General features: G+C 70.8%; 17 protein-coding genes. 10 read left to right on the top strand and 7 right to left on the bottom strand.

What is annotated here, in order from left to right; translation table 11 throughout:
- Positions 1–874 (bottom strand): dGTP triphosphohydrolase (dgt, locus tag NS220_RS04800; RefSeq protein WP_153004157.1); only part of this gene is annotated, 874 nt, incomplete at its 3' end.
- 144 nt (positions 875–1,018) lie between these two features.
- Between dgt and NS220_RS04795 the strand changes: the two genes are divergently transcribed.
- The 6 genes from NS220_RS04795 (at position 1,019) to NS220_RS04770 (ending at position 8,077) form a co-directional block, all read left to right on the top strand.
- Positions 1,019–2,047 carry a response regulator transcription factor gene (locus tag NS220_RS04795; RefSeq protein ID WP_058622955.1) on the top strand — a complete coding sequence of 343 codons (1,029 nt, stop codon included), beginning with the start codon at positions 1,019–1,021 and terminating at the stop codon, positions 2,045–2,047.
- Between the two features lie 178 nt (positions 2,048–2,225).
- Entirely contained in the window at positions 2,226–3,212 is a 987-nt protein-coding gene (locus NS220_RS04790; protein ID WP_058622954.1) for a sugar ABC transporter substrate-binding protein, read from the top strand.
- Between the two features lie 14 nt (positions 3,213–3,226).
- The gene (locus NS220_RS04785; protein ID WP_058622957.1) at positions 3,227–4,723 is read left to right on the top strand and encodes an ATP-binding cassette domain-containing protein; all 1,497 of its coding nucleotides are present in this window, start codon (positions 3,227–3,229) and stop codon (positions 4,721–4,723) included.
- Complete coding sequence (locus NS220_RS04780) at positions 4,720–5,751, top strand: ABC transporter permease (RefSeq protein WP_058622953.1); 1,032 nt, start codon at positions 4,720–4,722, stop codon at positions 5,749–5,751. Before NS220_RS04785 ends, NS220_RS04780 begins: the two co-directional genes overlap by 4 nt.
- Positions 5,748–7,364: an amidohydrolase gene (locus NS220_RS04775; RefSeq protein ID WP_058622952.1), complete on the top strand. Its 1,617-nt coding sequence runs from the start codon at positions 5,748–5,750 to the stop codon at positions 7,362–7,364. The genes NS220_RS04780 and NS220_RS04775 overlap by 4 nt, the downstream gene beginning before the upstream one ends.
- A 101-nt stretch (positions 7,365–7,465) precedes the next feature.
- Positions 7,466–8,077 (top strand): hypothetical protein, encoded by a 612-nt coding sequence (locus NS220_RS04770; protein ID WP_153004156.1) that lies wholly within the window; start codon positions 7,466–7,468, stop codon positions 8,075–8,077.
- A gap of 67 nt (positions 8,078–8,144) precedes the next feature.
- Here NS220_RS04770 and NS220_RS04765 read toward each other — a convergent pair whose 3' ends face one another.
- Genes NS220_RS04765 through NS220_RS04750 form a run of 4 tightly spaced genes read right to left on the bottom strand, consistent with a single transcriptional unit; the run spans position 8,145 to position 13,704 of the window.
- Positions 8,145–10,499, bottom strand: coding sequence for a beta-glucosidase (locus NS220_RS04765; protein WP_058622950.1), 2,355 nt, complete (start codon positions 10,497–10,499; stop codon positions 8,145–8,147).
- A gap of 6 nt (positions 10,500–10,505) precedes the next feature.
- The gene (locus tag NS220_RS04760; RefSeq protein WP_058622949.1) at positions 10,506–11,390 is read right to left on the bottom strand and encodes a carbohydrate ABC transporter permease; all 885 of its coding nucleotides are present in this window, start codon (positions 11,388–11,390) and stop codon (positions 10,506–10,508) included.
- On the bottom strand, positions 11,387–12,409 hold the full coding sequence (locus NS220_RS04755) for a carbohydrate ABC transporter permease (protein ID WP_058622948.1): 1,023 nt from the start codon (positions 12,407–12,409) through the stop codon (positions 11,387–11,389). Before NS220_RS04755 ends, NS220_RS04760 begins: the two co-directional genes overlap by 4 nt.
- Positions 12,410–12,420: 11 nt before the next feature.
- Positions 12,421–13,704 carry an extracellular solute-binding protein gene (locus NS220_RS04750; protein ID WP_058622947.1) on the bottom strand — a complete coding sequence of 428 codons (1,284 nt, stop codon included), beginning with the start codon at positions 13,702–13,704 and terminating at the stop codon, positions 12,421–12,423.
- A 172-nt stretch (positions 13,705–13,876) separates the two neighbouring features.
- Here NS220_RS04750 and NS220_RS04745 point away from each other — a divergent pair, with 172 nt between their 5' ends.
- The gene (locus NS220_RS04745) at positions 13,877–14,878 is read left to right on the top strand and encodes a LacI family DNA-binding transcriptional regulator (protein ID WP_058622946.1); all 1,002 of its coding nucleotides are present in this window, start codon (positions 13,877–13,879) and stop codon (positions 14,876–14,878) included.
- A gap of 98 nt (positions 14,879–14,976) precedes the next feature.
- Here the strand turns inward: NS220_RS04745 and NS220_RS04740 are convergent, their stop codons facing one another.
- Positions 14,977–15,690: a response regulator gene (locus NS220_RS04740; RefSeq protein ID WP_058622945.1), complete on the bottom strand. Its 714-nt coding sequence runs from the start codon at positions 15,688–15,690 to the stop codon at positions 14,977–14,979.
- Between the two features lie 151 nt (positions 15,691–15,841).
- Positions 15,842–17,071, bottom strand: a complete 1,230-nt coding sequence (locus tag NS220_RS04735) for an ATP-binding protein (RefSeq protein ID WP_058622956.1) — start codon at positions 17,069–17,071, stop codon at positions 15,842–15,844.
- Positions 17,072–17,249: 178 nt separating this feature from the next.
- Between NS220_RS04735 and NS220_RS04730 the strand changes: the two genes are divergently transcribed.
- Genes NS220_RS04730 through NS220_RS04720 form a run of 3 tightly spaced genes read left to right on the top strand, consistent with a single transcriptional unit; the run spans position 17,250 to position 20,424 of the window.
- Entirely contained in the window at positions 17,250–18,242 is a 993-nt protein-coding gene (locus NS220_RS04730; protein WP_153004155.1) for a Bug family tripartite tricarboxylate transporter substrate binding protein, read from the top strand.
- Positions 18,239–18,880, top strand: a complete 642-nt coding sequence (locus NS220_RS04725; RefSeq protein ID WP_058622943.1) for a tripartite tricarboxylate transporter TctB family protein — start codon at positions 18,239–18,241, stop codon at positions 18,878–18,880. Before NS220_RS04730 ends, NS220_RS04725 begins: the two co-directional genes overlap by 4 nt.
- The gene (locus NS220_RS04720) at positions 18,868–20,424 is read left to right on the top strand and encodes a tripartite tricarboxylate transporter permease (RefSeq protein WP_058622942.1); all 1,557 of its coding nucleotides are present in this window, start codon (positions 18,868–18,870) and stop codon (positions 20,422–20,424) included. Before NS220_RS04725 ends, NS220_RS04720 begins: the two co-directional genes overlap by 13 nt.
- Positions 20,425–20,552: the final 128 nt, after the last annotated feature.

Below are 20,552 nucleotides of genomic sequence, written 5' to 3'. Positions count from 1 at the left end.
CGCGCACCTCGGCGTCGTCGCGGCTGCGCCATTCGAGCACGTCGTCGAGCCAACCGCGGAACTCCGCCGCGATCGGCGCGTGATCGAGGATCCCGGCGCGGTAGAAGTCATCGACGTCGTGCACCGAGTATGCGATGTCGTCGGCGAGGTCCATCACGGCGCCCTCGATGCTCTGGCGGAGGGGCTCGGCATCCACCCCCTGACGGGCCTCGTCGAGATCGGCGAGATCAAGGTCGTACGCGGAGTACTTGTGCACCCGGTACGCGCCGTCGGGGGAGCGCCGGATGCCACGGGGCGGACCGATCTGCTCGACGTCGGCCGCGTCGACGGACGGCGCCCACGGATACTTCGCCGAGGCCGCGCGCACGGCCGCGGTGAGGTTGAGCCCGCGCGGGGCGTTCTCGACCACATCGAGCGCGGTGAGGATGCGGTACGTCTGCGCGTTGCCCTCGAACCCGTCGGCAAGACCCAGTTCGTCGCGGGCGAGGCGGTCGAGCGTCGACTCGCCCAGATGGCCGAACGGCGGGTGGCCGAGGTCGTGCGCGTAGGCGGCGGCCTCCACGACGGTCGCGTTGCAGACGTCGCCCTCGCCCGCGCGGCGCGAGCGGGTGTTCAACTGCAGCGCGACGACCCGCGCGATCGCGCTCACCTTGAGCGTGTGCGTGAGGCGGTTGTGGACGGGTGCGGCGCCGAGGGAGGGAGAGACGACCTGCGTCACCGCCGAGAGCCGAGAGAAGTACGGCGAGAACTGGATCCGCTCGAGGTCGATCGACCACGGGTCGGCCCGGGCGTCGTCGTGGTCGGGGTGGATCCGGGAGGCCGGGTTGCCGACGACGGTCTCGGGTCGGGCGGGGGTCTCCTCGTGCGGCGTCATCGGGTCCTCTCGCGCGTGCGTGGCGTGGGTCCACGCTAACGCGGATGCGCGCACACGCAGTCCGCGCGGCGAAGCCGCCCGTGTCCGGCGGTGTTACATTCATCACACCCGCACCGTCGCACTCGAGAATCCCCGGATGCCGCCATGGACCACGCTGTCGTTCGCTCGTGGTCGCGCGAGTTCTCCGACGCGCTCATCCCACTGACGGCGTCGCAACTGATGCGCCAGCACCTCGAAGCCGTCCGCTCGATCCTGCCGTTCGACGCCGCGCAGGTGCTGGTGTTCGACCGCAGCGACGACCTGCACCGACAGATGGCGCAGATCGGCTACCCCGGCGATGTGGCACGCGCTCTCGCGGAGGACTTCACCCAGAACTGGCCGTCCCCCGTCTGGTATCCGGTCGACGCCGACGACGACCTGCCGACGTCGATCAGTGCCGAGCGCAACGTCGCCGGGAGCTTCCGCCGCTCCGACATCTACAACGGCTTCCTCGCCCCGGCCGGTTTTCGCGACGGCATCACGCTCGAGTTGAAGCACCGCGGCCGGTACGTGGGCCTGGCGAACTTCTCATCGCGGACCGAGGGGTTCTACGACACCGCGCGTCGGCGCACGTCCGCGGCGCTCGCCACTCTGCTCGCGCACGCGATCAGCGCCACGGCGCACGAGCTCGAGGCCGTGCCGACCTCGGCGCATGCGGCGGTCGTGCAGCGCTCCGGTGCACTCTCGCCGATGGCGGGCCGGCAGATGGCCGAGACGGTCACCCAACCGGGCTTCCTCGAGGCCATCGCACCCGTCTTCGACGCCCCGGCGGGCGAGGTCGCTTTCCTGTGGACGTCCGGTCGCGCCTGGTACCGCGTCGTGGTGCGGCGTCACGCCGACGAGCAGGATTCCGCCGGGCACTCGGTGACCGTCATCGAGCGCGAGGTGCCCGCCCCGTACGGACTCACCCTGACCGAGGTGCGCGTGCTGACCCGTCTGATCAGCTGCGGGACGAACGAGGCGATCGCCGAGTCCATGGAGGTGGGCGTGCGCACCGTGCACACGCACATCTCGAACATCCTCGGCAAGCTCGACTGCACCCGGCGCGGGCAGGCGACGGGACGTGCCGTGCGCAACGCGCTCTACCGGCCCGAGGGAACGCCCGAGACATCTCTGGTCCACCTGCTCGGCTGACGCCGTCGCGCCCCGCTCCTCGTCCCCTTCTCGCGGTGAGGCGTGTTTCGGTTCGGTAACCGTGCGTGACGATCTCGCTCGCCTCCGCATTCTTACTGAGAAGCGTCCGGCGATCCGCTTCTACTGTCGTGCTCACCCGGGGCGGGTTGCGCTCCGGCACACGGCAGGAGAAGGACGGATGAACACAAAGACGCGACTCGCTGCGGCAGTCCTGGTGCTCGCGGGAGCACTGTCGGTGTCCGCATGCGCGGGTGCCACGGGCGCGAGCGGAGACGGGGGAGCGGGCGGCAGCAAGGGCGCTGTGGCCATGAGCTTCGCAGGCCTCGACATCCCCATCTGGAACGACCAGCTCGAGGTCATGAAGCCGATCGTCGAAGAGGCGGGGTACCAGTTCGTGACCGACGACCCGGGCTGGGACATCCAGACCCAGGTCAACGACTGGGAGAACTGGATCCAGCGCGGCGACATCAAGGCCATCATGGGCTACCCGGTGCAATCGGACTCCACGGTCGCCGTCACCGAGAAGGCGCAAGCGGCCGGCATCCCGGTCCTCGGGTACGCCAGCGCGTGGGAGGGCGTGTCGAGCGCCGTGAAGCTCAACAATCACGACGACGGCGTCACGCTCGGCGAGGCCGCGGGTGCGTGGGTCAAGGAGAAGTACGCATCGGCGGGCACACAGCAGGTCGCCCTGCTCGGATACTGGGACACCGACCTCGGGCGCGAGCGCAGCGAGGGCATCGTCGAGGGCCTGAAGAACAGCGGCACCGACGTCGCCGTGAACCAGATCTCGGTGATCTCGCTCGACGACGGCTACGCCGCCGCGCAGAGCCAGCTCGCCGCGCAGCCGGGGACGAAGATCTGGCTCGGCATGGCATCCGAGACGCTCCAGGGCGCGTACCAGTACCTGATGGATCAGGGTGTCGCAAAGGACGACCCGTCGTACCTGCTCGGAGCACTGGATGCCACCGACGAGGTGCTCGACATCTACGGCGAGCCGAACTCGATCTGGCGTCTGAGCTACATCCTGCCGGCCAAGGTGCTGGGTGAGGCCAACGCCAAGATGCTCATCGCGGCGGCCGACGGCGAGAAGCCCGAGGACGTCACGATCACCTCGACCGAGGTCACGCGCGACAACTACACGTCCTTCTACTCCGACAAGAAGTGACGGCGCGGCTCCACATGACCTCTTCGACGACTCCCCGCCTGGAGTTCACCGGCGTCACGGTGGACTTCGGAGCGACGAGGGCGTTGCACGACCTCTCCGGGCGCATTGCGCCGGGAGAGGTCGTGGGCCTTCTCGGACACAACGGCGCCGGCAAGTCGACGCTCTTCAACGTGCTGGGCGGCGTGGTGCGGCCCACCTCGGGCGGCTACCTCCTCGACGGCGAACCCGTTCCCGCCGGCATCACGCCGCGCGAGGTCGCGGCCCTCGGCATCACGATCCTGCACCAGGAACCCGCGCTCGCCGCGAACCTGACGGTGGAGGAGAACCTCTGGCTCACGCAGCCGGCCCCATCTCGCGCGGATCGACGCACGGCAGCCCGCGCGGCCCTCGATCGCGTCGGGTGCGATCTCGACCTCGACACTCCCGTCGCGAGCCTCGGCCTGGGCCAACGCCAGCTCGTCGCCCTCGCGCGCGGCCTGGTGGGGCGGGAGATGCGGGTGCTTCTGCTGGACGAGCCGACAGCGGCTCTCGGGCAGGCGGACACCGAGGCGCTGCATCGACTCATCCGCCGGTTCGCGGCCGATGGGGTGGCCGTGGTCTACGTCTCGCACCGTCTGCCCGACATCCTCGACGTCTGCGAGCGGATCCTCATCCTGTCGGGGGGCGCGCTGGTCGCCGACGAGACGGCGTCCCACTTCACTCCGCGCCGCCTCGCCCGCGCGCTGGCCCCCGACCTCGCCGACAGCGAGTTCGCCCCGGCCGAGACCGGGGCGGTGGGTCTGGAAGTTCGCCACGGTACCCACACGCTCTCCTTCCGGGAGGGCGAGGTCGTCGGCCTCTTCGGTATGGCCGGCGGGGCGCAGTACGACCTCGTCGAAGCGGTGTACGGGCTGCGCGGACGCTTCTCCATCACGGCGGGAGAGAGCATCGAGGTCGCTCATCCGCGCGGCGCGCTGCGCCGTGGCATCCATCTCGTTCCCGGCGACCGTGAGCGCGACGGGCTCGTGTCCGGACTGAGCGCCTCGGAGAACGTCTTCCTCCCGTGGTACCGGCGTGCGGCCGGCCGTGGGTGGTGGATCAGCGGGCGCAACACCACGCGGACGTACGATCGCGCTCGCGCGGCGCTGAACATCCTCGGTCCGGATGCCGCGGCCACGATCGATCAGTTCTCGGGCGGCAACCGGCAGAAGCACCTGCTGGCGCGGTGGATGTTCGCGCACGCGCCGCGCGTGCTGCTGCTGGCGCAACCGACCCAGGGCGTCGATGTCGGGGCGAAAGCCGACATCGTCCGCGCCGTCCGGGATCTCGCGCGCGCCGGGACGACCGTGGTGGTCGCCTCGGCGGAGTCCGACGAGATCGCCGGCGTCTGCGACCGCGCGTACGCCCTGCTCGGCGACCAGGTCGCCGAGCTCGACCGCACCCCCTCCTTCGACGAGCACCTGCTCGCGACCCTCCTCGAACTCGCCGACCGGGTGCCTCAGGCCGCCGGTTCGGAAGGAGCACACGCATGAACGTCCGACCGGCCTCTCTCCGGCTCTTCCTCGCCAAGAACGGCATCTTCGCCGCGCTCATCCTGCTGATCGCGCTCTTCACGCTGCTCAACGGCAACTTCTTCACGCTGGGCAACGCGCAGAACATCCTCCTGCAGTCGTCCGAGCTGGCGATCGTCGTCATCCCCCTCGCGTTCCTGCTCATGTCGGGGTCGGTGGACCTGTCCATCGGCTCGGTCGCCTCGGCATCCGCGGTGTCGTCCGCGCTCGTGATGTCGCAGACGGGGAACACCCTGCTCGGCATCGGTGTCGGGCTGCTCCTGGGCCTGGTCGCCGGCGCGCTGAACGGACTGCTCGTCGCCTACGGGGGGCTGAACCCCATCGTGGTGACGCTCGGCTTCCTCAGCGTGTGGGGCGGCTTCGCCCAGCTGATCACCGGCGGCAAGACCGTGCAGCGGTCGAGCCTGCCCGACGACTTCCGCGGGCTCGGGACGGCGAGCGTCGGACCCATCCCGATCCAGATCGTCCTGCTCGTGGTCGTCATCGCCCTCGGCTGGTACTTCCTGCGCCGCAACCGGCTCGGCAAGGAGATCCTCGCGATCGGCGGCAACGAACGCGCGGCGCACCTCATGGGCGTGAACGTGCGCCTGCGACGCTTCCAGATGTTCCTGGCCTCGGGCGTCGCGGCGGCGATCGTCGGCATCCTGCTCACCGCCAAGGTGCAGTCGGCCAGCCCGACCATCGGCTCCGGGATGGAACTGCAGGCCCTGACCGTGGTCCTGCTCGGCGGAGTCGCGTTCGAGGGCGGCATGGGCCGGATCTCGGGCGTGGTGGCCGGTCTGCTGTTCTTCAAGGTGCTCAGCAACGGCCTGGTGTTCCTGCAGGTGTCGCCGTTCCTGCAGACGATGCTCGTGGGGGCGACGCTGATCGTGGCCGTCGCTCTCGACCGCTCCATTCAGCGCACGCTGAAACGCGCGTGGGGACAGATGGGGAAGCGATCCGTCGATGAAGCGTCCGACGACCGCGAGAAGTCGGCGGTCGGCGAGTGAGCGCGTCGGCGTTCGACGCCGTGTACTTCGCGGACCATGTCGTCACCGCCGGATCCGCGGCTCAGGCCATCGCGGTGCGGGACGCGCGCATCGTCCACGTCGGCGATCGGGCCGAGGGCGAGCAGTGGGCGCAGACGGCGGCGCACCGGTACGACTTCGGCGACGCGACGATCGCGCCGGGGCTGCTCGACCTCCACTCGCACCCCGTCATCGGGATGCGGACGACCCGCGGCATCGACCTCGGCACGGTCGACGACATCGTCGAGCTGGCCGCTGCTCTCCGCGCGGCGGCGCACGAGTCGGAGGGGTGGATCGTGGGGTGGAACCTCGGGCCGCGGGTGTACGCCGACGCGGACATCGGCGTCGACTTCTTCCGCGCGACGGTGCCGGGACGACCGGTCTTCGTGAAGACGTTCGACTACCACGGCGCCTTCCTGTCGGCCGAGGCGCTGGAGGCTGCCGGCGTCGACGGGGCGGTGGAGTTCTCCTCGAACGCCGAGATCGCCTGCCGCGCCGACGGCCGCCCGACGGGCGCGGTGTGGGAGATGGAGGCCGTCGCGCTCGTCGAGAAGGCGGTGCCCCAACCCCCGCACGAGGAGCAGGCCCGAGAGCTCCTCGACCTGCTGGCGAGGATGGCCTCGGCGGGGCTCACCCTCACGCACTCCCTCATCCTCGACCCCGACGAGATCGCCCTCCTGACCACGGCGGAGTCGGTGGGCACGCTGCCCCTGCGCTATCGGGTGTCACCCGTCTGCGAGCCGGGCGCGAGTCCCGACGAGCTGACGCGCCTGGTCGATCTGCAGGCCCGCCGGGGCGAGAGGTGGTCGGTCGACGGGGTCAAGTTCTTCCTCGACGGAACCGTCGACAACGGCACCGCCTGGTTGCGCTCGCCCGACTCGCACGGCGAGTCGACCCATTCGATCTGGCAGAACCCCGAGGAATACGTCGAGGCGGTGCGCTTCTTCGCCTCCCGTGGGGTGGCGACCGCCACGCACGCCATCGGCGACGCCGCGATCGAGTTCGCGCTCGCCACCCTCGCTCAGGTCGACGCCCCCGCGCGAGGACGGCACCGCATCGAGCACATCGAGACGCTGCCGGTCGAACTCGTCGACTGCTTCGCGCGCGCCGGGGTCGCCGCCAGCATGCAGCCGGCGCACTGCTGCATGTCCCTGCGTGCGGACCAGAGCGACAACTGGTCGCAACGGCTCGGCGCCGCACGCGCCGACCGCGCGTTCGCGATGAAGGACCTCCTGGATGCCGGGACCACGGTCGTCATCGGATCGGATTGGCCCATCGGTCCCTTCGACCCGAGGGAGATCATCGCGATCGCGGAGATGCGGCGGCGGGTCGGTGCGGTCGACATGGGCGCGGTGGTGCCGTCGCAGCGGCTGACACGGGCGGAGGCGCTCACGGCGTACACCGTCTCGGCCGCGGAGACGGCCGGCCTCGACGAGGGAGTGATCGCGCCGGGCCGCCGCGCCAGCTTCACCGTCTTCGAGGGCGACCTGTTCGCGCCCGCTCCCGACGATCTGCCCGACGTGCGTGTGCGCGGCACGATCATCGACGGCGCGGTCGGGTATGGTGCGGTTCTCGCGAGCGAGCCGGTGAGCTGAGAGCGCATGCGCCGCGCGGCCTGGCCCGGCTCGTGCGGTCCCACCGGCGTCCGGACCGGCTCGACCTTCCGGGTTCAGGGGAGGCGGCTAACATGCCGACCGTGAAATCAGCTCGTCAATGGATGATGGTCGGTGCTCTGCTGTCAGCCACGCTGCTCGCGGGGTGCGTTCCCGTCGGGTCCGTGGCGCCCTCCGCTGCGCCCGCGACTGAGGAACCGAACCAGGCAGGTGCGTCCGAACCGTCGCAACCCGACGAGATCGGCGCCGCGCACCCCTTCCCCCACATCACCAGCTGTGACCAGATCGCTGCGGTCGCGGCGGACGACGTTGCGGGCATGCCTCTCGACAAGGAGGGCTCCTACGTCGAGCAAGACTCGATCTCGTGCGTGTGGCAGCCCACCGAGGAAGACATCTCGGCGCTCACCGACATCCGGATGTTCACGGTGACCATCACGGCGGATACCTCGGATGTGCCTGACCCGGCTGTAGCGGAGCAGTACGGGATCAAGGGCTACTTCACCGACCCGCGGCTGGACGCGCGGGGAGGCGTGGGACTGTGGCTCGACACGGGGTCCGCGCCCGTCGACGGGGGCTCGGGAACAGTGGTCGTCCCCGGTGTCCACGTCCAGATCGGCGGCGGTCGCTGGGGACAGGACAGTCAGCTCGGAAAGGACAAACTGGTCACTCTCGCGCTGCAACTGCTCGACATGTGACAGCGGGGCGATGCGGACGCCGAGCGCGATGCGAAACAGCGGTGATCGTGTCGCACCGCACCCGCGCTCAGCCCCGCCGCACCTCCACCTCGACCACGCGCGCGTCGTCGCCCCCCAGCTCGTACGTCGGCCCGGTGATCCGCAGCCCGACCGCCTCGTCGACCTCGGCGCACGAGGGCCCCAGCCGCAGCTCGACCTCGCCGGGCTCGACCACGCGGCGGAGCGACCGGTCGCTGTATGCCAGCCGCGAGGCGGGCACCGTGAAGCGGACTTCGGCGCTCTCGCCGGGTTCGAGCTCGACGCGGGCGTAGGCGACCAGCTGCGCAACCGGGCGGGTCACGCTGGCCACGGATCGGTGCGCGTACACCTGCACGACGTCGGCTCCGTGCCGGGCTCCGGTGTTGGTGACGCGGGCCGACACCGTGAAGGCGTCGCCCGCGCGGACGTCGGCGACGGTTCCGGAGCCCGGCACCTCGGCGTCGCCGAGCGCTTCTGCCGCCGCGACCCCGTCCACCCGCAGCTCTCCGCGCGCGAACGTCGTGTACGACAGCCCGAAGCCGAAAGGCCGCACGGGGGTCGGGTCGGTGCTCGTCACGCCCGACGGTCCGCCGAGCAGCGGACGCAGGTATGAATAGGGTTGGGCCCCGGCGGAGCGGGGGAGGGAGACGGGAAGACGCCCCGACGGGGTGGCATCCCCCGCCAGAAGCGCAGCCAACGCGGGCCCGCCCTCCTCGCCCGGGAAGAAGGCCTGCAGCACCGCCGCGGGACCGGTGAGGCCGTCGAGGGCCCAGCTCAGCGCATACGGCCGGCCGGTCAGCAGCACGAGCACGACCGGCGTCCCGGTCGCGACCACGGCCTCGACGAGCTTCCGCTGCATGCCGGGGAGCTCGAGCGAGTCGGCATCGTTGCCCTCGCCGACGGTTCCGCGGCCGAAGAGCCCGGCGCGATCGCCGACGACGACGATCGCGACGTCGGCGTCTCGAGCCGCCGAGGTCGCCTCGGCGAAGCCCTCGATGTCCGTGCCCTCCACCGGGCACCCGAAGGCGTACGTGACGTCGCCGAACCGAGAGGCCAGGGCCTCGCGGACGGTCGGGATCTCGAAGCCCATCTCGAAGCCCGGGTGGTGGGCGAGCACGTGGTTCGCGAACGAGTAGCACCCCATCAGCGCCTCCGCGCTGTCGGCGTTGGGGCCGATGACCGCGATCCGTGCGGGCGTCGCGAGGGGGAGCACTCCGTCGTTGCGCAGCAGCACCGCGCTCTCGAGAGCGAGACGGCGGGCCAGCGCCCGGTGTTCGGCGTCGTCGAGGTCGATCTCGGTCGGGGCGTCGGCGAAGTCGGCATCCAGGAGTCCGAGGTCCTCCTTCTCGGCGAGCACCCGGGCGACGGCGCGGTCGACCACGGCCTCGGGAAGAGCTCCGGATGCCACCCGCTCGGCCAGATGCGGATAGGCGTCGGGGCCGGGGAGCTCGACGTCGATCCCCGCCTCGAGGGCGAGCTGGGCGGCTTCGCCGAGGCTGCCGGCGATGCCGTGCATGGAGCGGAGGAACTCCACCGCGAAGTAGTCCGACACGACCGTGCCGTCGAACCCCCAGCGGCGGCGCAGGAGGTCGGTGAAGATCTCGGGGGAAGAGGCGATCGGGACCCCGTCGATCTCGACGTACGCGTTCATCACCGAACGCGCCCCTCCGTCGCGCACGGCCATCTCGAACGGCGGCAGGAACACGTCCTGCAGCTCGCGCGGACCCGCCGACACGGGGGCGTGATTGCGACCCGCGCGCGAGGCGGAGTACCCGACGAAGTGCTTGAGCGTCGCGTGGACGCCCGCGCTCTGGAGGCCCCGCACGTACGCCGTGCCGATGGTCCCGACGACGTACGGGTCTTCCGCGATGCACTCGTCGACGCGTCCCCAGCGGGGGTCGCGCACGACATCCAGCACGGGCGAGAGTCCCTGGTGCACCCCGAGGTCGCGCATCGACCGACCGATCGCGGATGCCATGAGCTCGACCGTCTCCGGATCGAACGACGCGCCCCACGCCAGCGGCGTCGGGAATGTCGCGGCCTTCCACGCGGCGAAGCCCGTCAGACACTCTTCGTGGACGATCGCGGGGATGCCGAGCCGCGTCTCGGTCTGCAGTCGACGCTGCTCGCCCCAGAGCCACTCGGCGCGCTCGATCGGGTCGACCGGACGCGTGCCGTACACGCGCGTGAGGTGGCCGAGGCCGTGCACCGTGGCATCCGTGTAGGCAGCGGTCGTGACCTTCTCGCCCGAGAGCGGGGCGACGACCTCGTCTCCCTGATCGACCCAGTAGCCCACGAGCTGCGCGAGCTTCTCGTCGAGGGTCATGTCGGCTAAGAGGGCCTGGACGCGGGGGGAGATGCCGGCCTCGAGGGCAGCACCGACGTCGGTGCGGTGGATGGTCATCGTGGATCAGCCCTTCACGGCGCCGGTCAGGCCGCCGACGATGCGCCGCTCGAACACGCTGAAGAACAGCAGAGCGGGGATCATCGACAGCGAGGTGAACGCGAGTACGCGCGCGGTGTCGACGGAGTACTGCGAGGCGAAGGCCTGCGTCCCCAGCGGCAGCGTGTAGGTCGCTTCGTTGTTGAGGATGAACAGCGGCAGCATGTACGAGTTCCAGCTGTTGACGAAGGCCAGGATGCCGACGGTCACGACCGCGGGGACGGCGAGCGGCAGCACCATGCGCCAGAAGAACCCGAGGCGGCCGAGCCCGTCGATCGAGGAGGCTTCCTGCAGCTCGTTCGGGATCGCGGCGAGGAACGGCGACAGGATGATGATCGTCAGCGGCAGGGCGAACGCGATCTGCGGAACGATGACGCCCGCGAGGGAGTTCATCAGCCCGAGGTTGCGGACGAGGATGTACAGCGGGGTGATCGCCACCGTCATCGGGAACATCAGCCCCGCGGTGAACAGGGCGTACACCGCACCGCGACCACGGAAGCGGTAGCGCGACAGGGCGTACGCGGCCATGAGGCCGAGCGCCACGACGAAGACGGTCGTGGCGACGGCCGCGATCGCGGAATTGCCGACCTGGCCCCAGAAGACGCCGCTGGTCAGGACATCGGCGTAGTTCTCCCAGTTCCACCGGGTGGGCAAGCCCGACGGGTCGACGGTGATCTCGGCGTTCGAGCGGAAGCCGCCGAGGATGATGTAGACGACCGGCGCGAGCATCATGCCGATGAGCAGCAGAGCGACGAAGCCGACGAGCACGGACGAGCCGCGGTTGGTGCCTGCGGGGGTCCGGCGCGGGGCTTTGCTTCCCCGCGGGGTGACGAGGGTGGCGGTGGCGGTCACTTGGTGCCTCCCGTGAGAGCGCCGGCCGTGTCGCGACGGAGCACGAAGCGCTGATAGATGAGGGCGACGGCGAGCGAGATGAGGAACATCACCACGGCGACGGCGCTGCCGTAGCCGAAGCTGCCGGCATTGCGCCCGTTGGCGACCATGTAGGTGGCCATGGTCGAGGTGCCCGCGGTCGAGGCGACGTACTGTCCCCAGATGATCCAGACGAGATCGAACAGTTGCAGCGAGCCGATGATCGACAGGAAGGCCCAGATGCGGATCGTCGGTCCCATGAGGGGGAGCACGATGTGGCGCTGGATCTGCCAGTAGGAGGCCCCGTCGATCGCGGCGGCTTCGCTGAGCTCTTCGGGGATGCCCTGGAGACCGGCGAGGAAGAGGATGACGGCGAAGCCGATGTATTTCCACGTGATGATGATCAGCAGCGTCCAGATCGCGAGTGCCGGATCGGAGATCCAGTCGGCGCGGAGGGCTCCGAGTCCGATCTTGTCGAGCAGCCCGTTCAGCGCGCCTCCCGACTGCAGCATGAGGCCCCAGCCGAGGCCGACGACGACCTCGGAGATGACGTAGGGCACGAAGATCAGGACGCGGATGAGCGACTGCGCCCGCATCTTGCGGTTCAGCAGCAGCGAGAGGCCGAGGGCGAGCGGTCCCTGCAGGACGAGCGAGCCGATCACGATGAAGGCGTTGTGGCCGAGAGCCTCGTGGAAGGCGGGGTCGGTGAGGATCGTGACGTAGTTGCGGATGCCGACGAAGTCGGTGGGGGTGCCGAAGCCCGACCACTTGTAGAAGCCGTAGTAGGCGGCGAGGACCACCGGGAGGATGACGAACGAGACGAAGACGACCAGGGCGGGGCCGAGGAGGATCGCGAGCTCGCCGCGGATGCGCCAGTTCTCGCGGCGACGGCGGACGGGCGGCCGCCCGGCCGAGGGGGTGCGCGGGGCACCCTCCTCGGCGAGGCGGCGACCGGCGACGTCGTCGGACGCGGTGGCGACCGGGTGACGCACGGTGGTCATATCGGGACTCCTCAGCGCGAGGCGGCGGCGTTGACCGCGTCGACGATGCCCTGCGGGCTGCCCTTGCCGGCGAACAGGTCCACGACCGCCACGTTCAGGGCGTTACCGACGTTCTGGCCGTAGAGGGTGTCGAGCCACACCGACACGTAGGGGGCCTCGGTGTACGCCTGGAGAGCCGACTGCAGGGCGGGGGTGGTGACGGCATCCGTCGCCTCGCTCGAGGCGGGGATGGTCTGGAACGCTGCGGCGTAGTTCTCCTGGTTCTCCTTGTCGACGAGGAAGTTCAGGAAGTCGGTGCACTGCGCGGGAGCGTTGACCCAGCACGAGTAGCCGTCGACGCCGCCCATGATGGCGCCCTTCTCTCCCTTGCCGCCGGGGACCTCGGGGAAGGGGAACCAGCCGAGGTCGGCCAGCGGCTTCTCATCGGGGGTGAGCGAGGCGATCACGCCGGGGTTCCAGGCGCCCATGAGCTCCATGGCGGCCTGGTGGTTGGCGAGCAGACCCGCGGACGATCCGGCACCCTGCTGCGCCGCGGTGGTGAGGAAGCCCTCGTTGAACGGCTGGGTCTTCAGGAACGACTCGAGATTCTCGCCCGCCTGGAGCCAGCACGGGTCGTCGAAGCTGCGGCTCTGCGCCGCGGCATCCAGAACGTCCTTCGAGCAGGCGCGCAGCGCGAAGTTGTAGTACCAGTGCGCGGCGGGCCAGGCGTCCTTCGCGCCGACGGCGATCGGGGAGACACCGGTCGCGCGGATCTTCGCGTCCGCGGCCTCGAGGTCGGAGATGGTGGCGGGAGCCTCGGTGACGCCCGCGGCGGTGAGGAGGTCCTGCGCGGTGAAGATGCCCGAGGGGAGGACGGCGACGGGCATGCCGTAGTTCTTGCCGTCGACCTCGAAGGCGTTGAGCGAGGTGCCGAGGGCGGTCTTGGCATCCGCGGAGATCTTGTCGGTGAGGTCCATCACCTGACCGGCCGCGACGATGTCGGCGAGCTTGCCGCCGCCGCGGGCCATGAAGAGATCGGGGGCGTCTCCGGAGTTGAGGGCGGTCTGGAGCTTGCCGTCCATCTCCTCGTTCTGCACGGCCTGGATCTCGATCGTGACGCCGGGGTTGGCCGCCTCGAAGGCTGCGGCGGTGTCCTCCCAGTACTTCTTGCCGTCACCGGTGGTGGAGTTGTGCCACAGCGTCAGCGTGACCGAGCCGTCGGCGTTCTGCCCCCCGCCGCCGCCGGCGCAACCGCCGAGCGCGAGGGTGCCGGCGACGGCGAGGGCCGCTCCGGCGAGGATTTTGCGCGTGTTCATGTGATTCCCGTTTCTCTTCGTCGAGGTGCGTCCCTCGGGGACGCGCGGTGGTCGTCGGCAGCGATGCCGGTTCCCGGGGCGTGTGCTGCGCCCCGGGTCTGAGCAGTGTCGCCCGGGGGCAGACACGCGTCAAACGTTTTCGAAAATGATTTCCACGCTATGGTCTGATGCCATGACCCGACGCGCCACCATCCACGACGTCGCCGCGGCGGCCGGTGTCTCGGTGGCCACGGTGTCGAAAGCCGTCAACGGGCGGTACGGGGTCTCGCCCGAGACCGTGAGCCGGGTCCTGGACGCGGTGAAGACCCTCGGGTACGAGTCGAGTCTCGTCGCGAGCAGTATGCGTTCCCGGAAGACGGGCGTCGTCGGCGTGCTCGTCGCGGCGATCGAGCCGTTCTCGGCCGAGATCCTCAAGGGCGTCGGGGGTGCGTTGTCCGGCACCGGGTACGATCTCCTCGCCTACAGCGGCTCGAGGAGCGAGGGGGAGGGCTGGGAGCGTCGCTCGCTCAGCCGCCTCAGCGGCACGCTCATCGACGCGGCGATCATCGTGACCCCGACCGTGGTCAACGTCACCAGCGACGTGCCGATCATCGCGATCGACCCGCATACGGGCCGCGCCGACCTTCCCACCGTCGAATCCGACAGCTTCATCGGGGCGCAGCAGGCGGTGCACCACCTCGTCCAGCTCGGGCATCGGCGCATCGGTTTCATCGCCGGTCGGCCGGACCTGCGGTCGGCGGTGGCTCGCGCGTCCGGATACCGGGAAGGGCTCTCGGCCGCCGGCATCCCGTTCGATCCCGCCCTCGTCGGTGTCGGGCGGTACGAGCAGGACGTCGCGCGCGAGGCCGCCGAGGCCATGCTGTCGCTCGACGACCCCCCGACCGCGGTGTTCGCGGCGAACGATCTGTCGGCGCTGTCGATCATCGACGTCGCGGCCGAGCGCGGACTGCGCGTCCCCGACGACCTCTCGGTCGTGGGCTTCGACGACGTCCCCGAGGCCGCGCGCGCCCAACCCGCGCTGACGACCGTGCGCCAGCCGATGAAGCGCCTCGGCGCCGAGGCCGTGCGGATGGTCCTCGCCCTCCTCGCCGGAGAGGACCTCCCCGAGACGCACCTCCTGCTGCCGACGCGTCTCGTCGCCCGCGGCACGACGGCGCCGCCTCGGCCGCGGTGAGCCCGGCGCTCGAATCCGTTGAGTGTCCAGAACACGCCGTAACTCCGCACGTCGTGACGGCGTGTCTTGGACACTCAACCTGCCGTCGCTGCGCCGGGTCAGCGCGCGGCGAGGCGGTACAGCACCTCGGGGCGGCCGCGGGCGCCGAAGCGGTGCGAGACGTCGATCTCGCCGCGGGCCACGAGCACGTCGAGATACCGCCGCACCGTCGCGCGAGAGGCGCCCGACGCGGCCGCGATGTCTCGCGCGCTCGCCGGGGTCACGGGGTGAAGAGCGGCCCGGATGGTGTGCATGGTCGACTCCGCGAGCCCCTTGGGGAGGAGAGCTTCGGATGCCACGACCGTGCGCACCGGAGACGTCACCGGTGAGACCAGCCGGTCGATGTCGCCCTGCCCCATGCTGACCGGCACCTCGGCGGGCCGTTCCGCGCGGCCGCGGCGGTACTCCTCGAGACGCCGCACGAACGCTTCGCGCGTGAAGGGCTTGGCGAGGTACCCGACGACGTGCGCCGCCGCGGCCTGACGGATCGTGAGGGTGTCGCGGGCGGAGCTGATGACGAGCACGTCGACGTCCCACTCCCGAACGAGCCGCAGCCGGTGCAGCACCTCGACGCCGCTGAAGTCGGGGAGGTTCATGTCGAGCAGCACGAGGTCGATGTCGCTTCCCGCCGCAAGCGCCGCCCCCGCGGCGCCGGTCCGGGCCGTCCCCACGAGGCGAAACCCGGTTAGCGCGTCGAGATACGCGGTGTGCAACCGCACCACCGCGGCGTCGTCGTCGACGATGATCGTGCGGATCACGGCATCCGGACTCATCCGCGCCCCCTCCCCGGCGATCCGTGCGCGCGCTGCACCCGTCGCGCACCCCGGCCACCCCGTTGCGTGTCCACAACACCCGGACGCCTCGAGAAACCCTCCGGGTGTTGTGGACACTCAACCTGGGGGAGGGGCGCGCGGGAATCCCGGATCACGGCCGCGCCCCCACGCGCGGCAGCTCCACGGTGAAGCGCGCCCCGCCCGGGGCGGATCGCCCGACCGTGACCGAGCCTCCGCGCGCTCCCGCGATCCGGCGCACGAGGTCGAGCCCCACGCCCCGCTCCGCGCCGGCCTTCGAGCTGACCCCGCGGTCGAAGATCCGCGTCACGTCGGCGGGGGCGACGCCGGGACCGTCGTCGGCGACGTCGATCGTCAGTCGCTCGTCGCCCGCGAGCAGGAGCACGTCGATGCGTCCCTCGCCCCCGGTCGCCTCGGCGGCGTTGCGGACGAGGTTCCCCACGACCGTCAGCACCTCGTCGTCGATGCTCCCGCGGAGCACGAGGCTCGCGGGGTCCACCCGTAGCCCCGGGACCTCGGCGGCGAGTCCGTCCAGCAGCGCGCGCAGCGCCGGATCGTCGATCGACAGGCCGGATGCCACGGGCGCCAGCCCTCCGATGTAGGTCAGCGCCTCTCCGGTCTCGCCCTCGGCCACGAGCCCGCGGATCACGTGCAGGCGCGTGTGGAACTCGTGCGTCTGGTCGCGGAGCGCCCCGGAGATCCGCCGCTGCGTCTCGAGCTCGCGCGCGTCCGCCTCGAGGCGCCGCACGCGTCGGCGAAGCGCCGCGGTGAGCAGCCCGCTGAGCACCACGCCCAGCACGATGGAGCCCGCCACCCAGGGCAGCATCCCGCCCACCGCTTCGTCGAAGCTGCGCGAGATCTCCGTCTCGAGCACACCCACCGACGCCGTCCCCACCACGGCGGCCCCCGCACGTATCGGCACCTTCGCCCGCAAACTCGGCCCGATCGTCCCCGTCTCCGTGCCGAGGAAGGTCTCTCCGGCCAGCACCGCCGTGGCATCCGTCGACACCGTGCGTCCCCGCTCGACGGGATTCGGGTGGGTGAGCCGGATGCCACGGGCGTCGGTGACCACGACATAGTCGACGCCGGATGCCGCGGCGACGACGTCGGCGAGTGGCTGGAGGTCGGCGGTGGCGGCGTCGGTGTCGAGCAGCACCGCGCGCTGCACCTGGTCGAGTTCGACGAGGCTCGTGGCGACGTCGAGCACGCGTTCCTCGGTCGCGGCCCGGATGCTGCGCTCCTGCACCGACATCGCGACGAGCGTGGTGGCGAGGACGCACACGAGCACGACCGTGCACTGCAGAGCGAGCAGGACGGCGAGGCGCACGCGCACGGGCGCGCGGTCGGGGCGAGTGATCGACATGGGCACCTCCTCGTGCACGGCGCTCGGGGAGCGGATCGTCGTGAGCATCAAAGAGCGCAAAGGCTCTCGAGCGCGCCGCCGGGGGAGAGGCGCTGACAACCTAGCTTCTCATCCGGCAACGACGATGTCCCGGGAGGGTTCGATGCAGCATCCGACGCCACCAGAGGCGCAGCACCCCGTGCGTCCGCCCCGACGCCGACGCGTGACGGGGGTCGTCGTGGGCGTGGTCGCCGCGGCGCTGTTCGTCACGGCGGGGCTCAGCGCGGCCGCGACGGGCGGGGTCGCAAACCCCCGCACGAAGCTCACGATCGTCGCCCCGGCGGCCCCCGGCGGCGGCTGGGACACCTTCGGGCGCGAGGCCCAGCAGGTGATGCGCGAAGAGGGGATCGCCGGTGCCGTGCAGGTGATGAACATCCCCGGTGCCGCCGGCACGATCGGCCTCGGGGCCGTCGCCGAGATGGGCGACCGGCACGACATCATGCTCGTCACCGGGGGCGTGATGGTGGGTGGGGTCATCGTCAACCGGTCACCCGTGAGCCTCGAGGACGTGCGGCCCATCGTGCGCCTCGCCGACGATTTCAACGTGCTGGTCGTGCCGGGCGACTCTCCGTTCCAGACGCTCGACGACTTCATGGAGGCGTTCCTCGCGAACCCGGAGGGAACGGCGATCGCGGGCGGTTCGCTCGGCGGCATCGACCACCTGCTCGCCGGGATGCTCGCCCAGCAGGGCGGCATCGACGCGCAGCGCGTCAATTACCTCGCCTACCCCGGCGGTGGCGAGGTCGTCACCTCGCTCCTGTCGCACACGACGCAGGCGGGCCTCTCGGGCTACAACGACTTCCGCGACCAGATCGAGTCGGGCAACCTCCGCGCCCTGGCGCTGTCGGCCGAGGAGCCCCTCGACGACGTCGACGTGCCGACCTTCCGCGAGCAGGGCGTCGACGTCGCGATGTCGAACTGGCGCGGGCTCGTGGCGCCGCCGGGCATCGACGACGAGGTGCACGCCGAGCTGGTGGCCATGGCATCCGAGATGCGCGAGACCGAGGCCTGGCAGGAGGTGCTCACCCGCAACAGCTGGGTCGACAGCTTCCTCGCCGGTGACGAGTTCGCCGCCTACCTGTCGGCGGAGACCGAACGCACGACCGCGATCATGAAGGAGCTGGGTCTGTGACCGAACCGTCCACCCTCACCACGGGGTCGCTGCGGGTGCAGCGGACGCCCCGCTGGTACACCGGCCGCAGCGAACTGGTGGTCGTCGCGGGGGTCTTCGTGCTCGCCGCGTTCCTGACGGTCGGCACGGCGACCATGCAAGTGCCTGCCGACGTCGCCTTCCCGGGCCCCCAGTTCTTCCCGATGCTCGTCAGCGGCTTCCTCTGGCTCGCCGGCATCGGGCTTCTCGTCGAGGTGCTGCGCACGAGCCGCCGCGCGCACGTCGCCGATGACCCTGTCGAGATCTCGAACGAGATGCTCGAGGACCTCGGCGCGATCGACGAGACGGGCGAGCTGCGGGTCGTTTCTCCCGAGGACGTGGCGTCGCCGTCGAAGCCGGCGTCGGTGGATTGGCGCACGCTCGGCATCACCGTGGCGGGTCTCGCCGGCTTCATCGTCGTGCTCCCCGTGCTCGGCTGGATCCTGTCGGCCGCCGCCCTGTTCTGGGTCATCTCGTGGGCGTTCGGCAGCCGCCGGCCCCTGCTCGACATCGGCGTCAGCGTCATCGTGTCGTCCCTCGTCCAGCTCGCGTTCGGGGCGGGCCTGGGCCTGTCGCTTCCCGCCGGCATCCTGGAAGGACTCTCGCCGTGGATCAGCTGATCAACCTCGCGGGCGGCTTCGCGGTCGCCTTCACGCCGCAGAACCTCCTCTTCCTCGTCATCGGGGCCGTGCTCGGCACCGCCGTGGGCGTGCTTCCGGGTCTCGGCTCGGCGATGGCGGTCGCCCTGCTGCTGCCGGTCACCTTCAGCCTCGACCCGACCGGCGCGTTCATCATGTTCGCCTCGATCTACTTCGGGGGTCTGTTCGGGGACTCCACCGCCGGCATCCTGCTCAACACCCCGGGCAACTCCTCCGCGATCGCGACGACGTTCGAGGGTCATCGCATGGCGAAGGACGGCAGAGCGGCGAAGGCGCTCGGCACCTCGGCGATCGGCGCCTTCCTCGGCGGCACGATCGCGTGCGTGCTGGTGGTGTTCTTCGCCCCGTACATCGTCGAGCTCGCCAAGGTGTTCGGGCCCGCGGAGTACTTCGCGCTCGCCGTGTTCGCGTTCGTGGCGATCTCGGCCGTCGTCGCCGACTCGATCGTGCGCGGCCTCGTCGCCCTCGGTCTCGGCTTCGCCCTCGCCCTCGTCGGCATCGACGGGATGACGGGAGCCGAGCGCTTCACCGGCGGCAGCCCCGTGTTCTTCGACGGCATCTCGATCATCGTCATCACCGTGGGCCTGCTCGCGATCGGCGAGGTGCTGCACGTCGCGGGCCACATCCGCCGCGCGGGCGGACCCGGCAAGCTCGTCGCCCCGAGCGGTTCACCGCTTCTCACGCGGCGCGAGTGGCGGCAGGCGCTGCCCGCGTTCCTCCGCGGCACGGCGTTCGGGGTGCCCTTCGGCGCGATCCCGGTCGGCGGGTCCGAGGTGCCCACGTTCCTCGCGTACGGCACCGAGAAGCGCCTCGCCCGCCGCCGCGGTGACACCGACTTCGGCACCCGCGGGGCGATCCAGGGCGTCGCCGCCCCCGAGGCCGCGGGTAACGCCACCGCGGGCTCGGCGATGGGCGCGCTGCTGGGCCTGGGCCTGCCCACCTCGGCGACGGCCGCGATGATGATCGCCGCGTTCCAGCAGTACGGGATGCAACCCGGCCCGCTACTGTTCGAACGCTCCGGTGACCTCGTGTGGCCGCTGCTGGCGAGCCTGTTCCTGGGCCTCATCATCCTGCTGATCATCAACCTGCCCTTCGCGGCGGTGTGGGCGAAGCTGCTGCTGATCCCGCGTCACTACCTCTACGCGGGCATCACGGTCGTCGCGATGCTCGGCGTCTACGCGATCGCCTCGCGCGTGGTCGACCTGTGGCTCGCGCTCGCGATCGGCGTGGTCGGCTTCGTCATGCGGCGGTTCTCGATCCCGCTCGCCCCGGTGCTGATCGCCGCGATCCTCGGACCCATGGCCGAGACGCAGATGCGTCGAGCGCTCGCGGTGTCCGAGGGAGACCCGTCGATCTTCGTCTCGTCGCCGCTCACGATCGTGCTGTACGCGCTGCTCGCGATCATCGTCACGGTGAGCGTCCTGCAGCACGCCCGCCACGCGCGCCGGGAGCGCCTCGAGGCCGCCGCCCGCCGCGACGCCCCCATCCCCGCCGGCCGCCGCTGACCCGCCGGGTCCGCCCGCGCAGGCGCCCACCCCGGGCCGCGAGTGGGTGAGTGTCCAAGACACGCCGTAACGCCCGCGCGCGATACGGCGTTTCCTGGACGCTCAACGGCGGGTGCGCGGGTGCGCGG

It is taken from the genome of Microbacterium testaceum, from assembly GCF_001476655.1.
Taxonomy (GTDB): domain Bacteria; phylum Actinomycetota; class Actinomycetes; order Actinomycetales; family Microbacteriaceae; genus Microbacterium; species Microbacterium testaceum_C.
The sequence above is the reverse complement of the archived record's forward strand: the minus strand, read 5'-3'. Positions and strand labels throughout refer to the sequence as shown.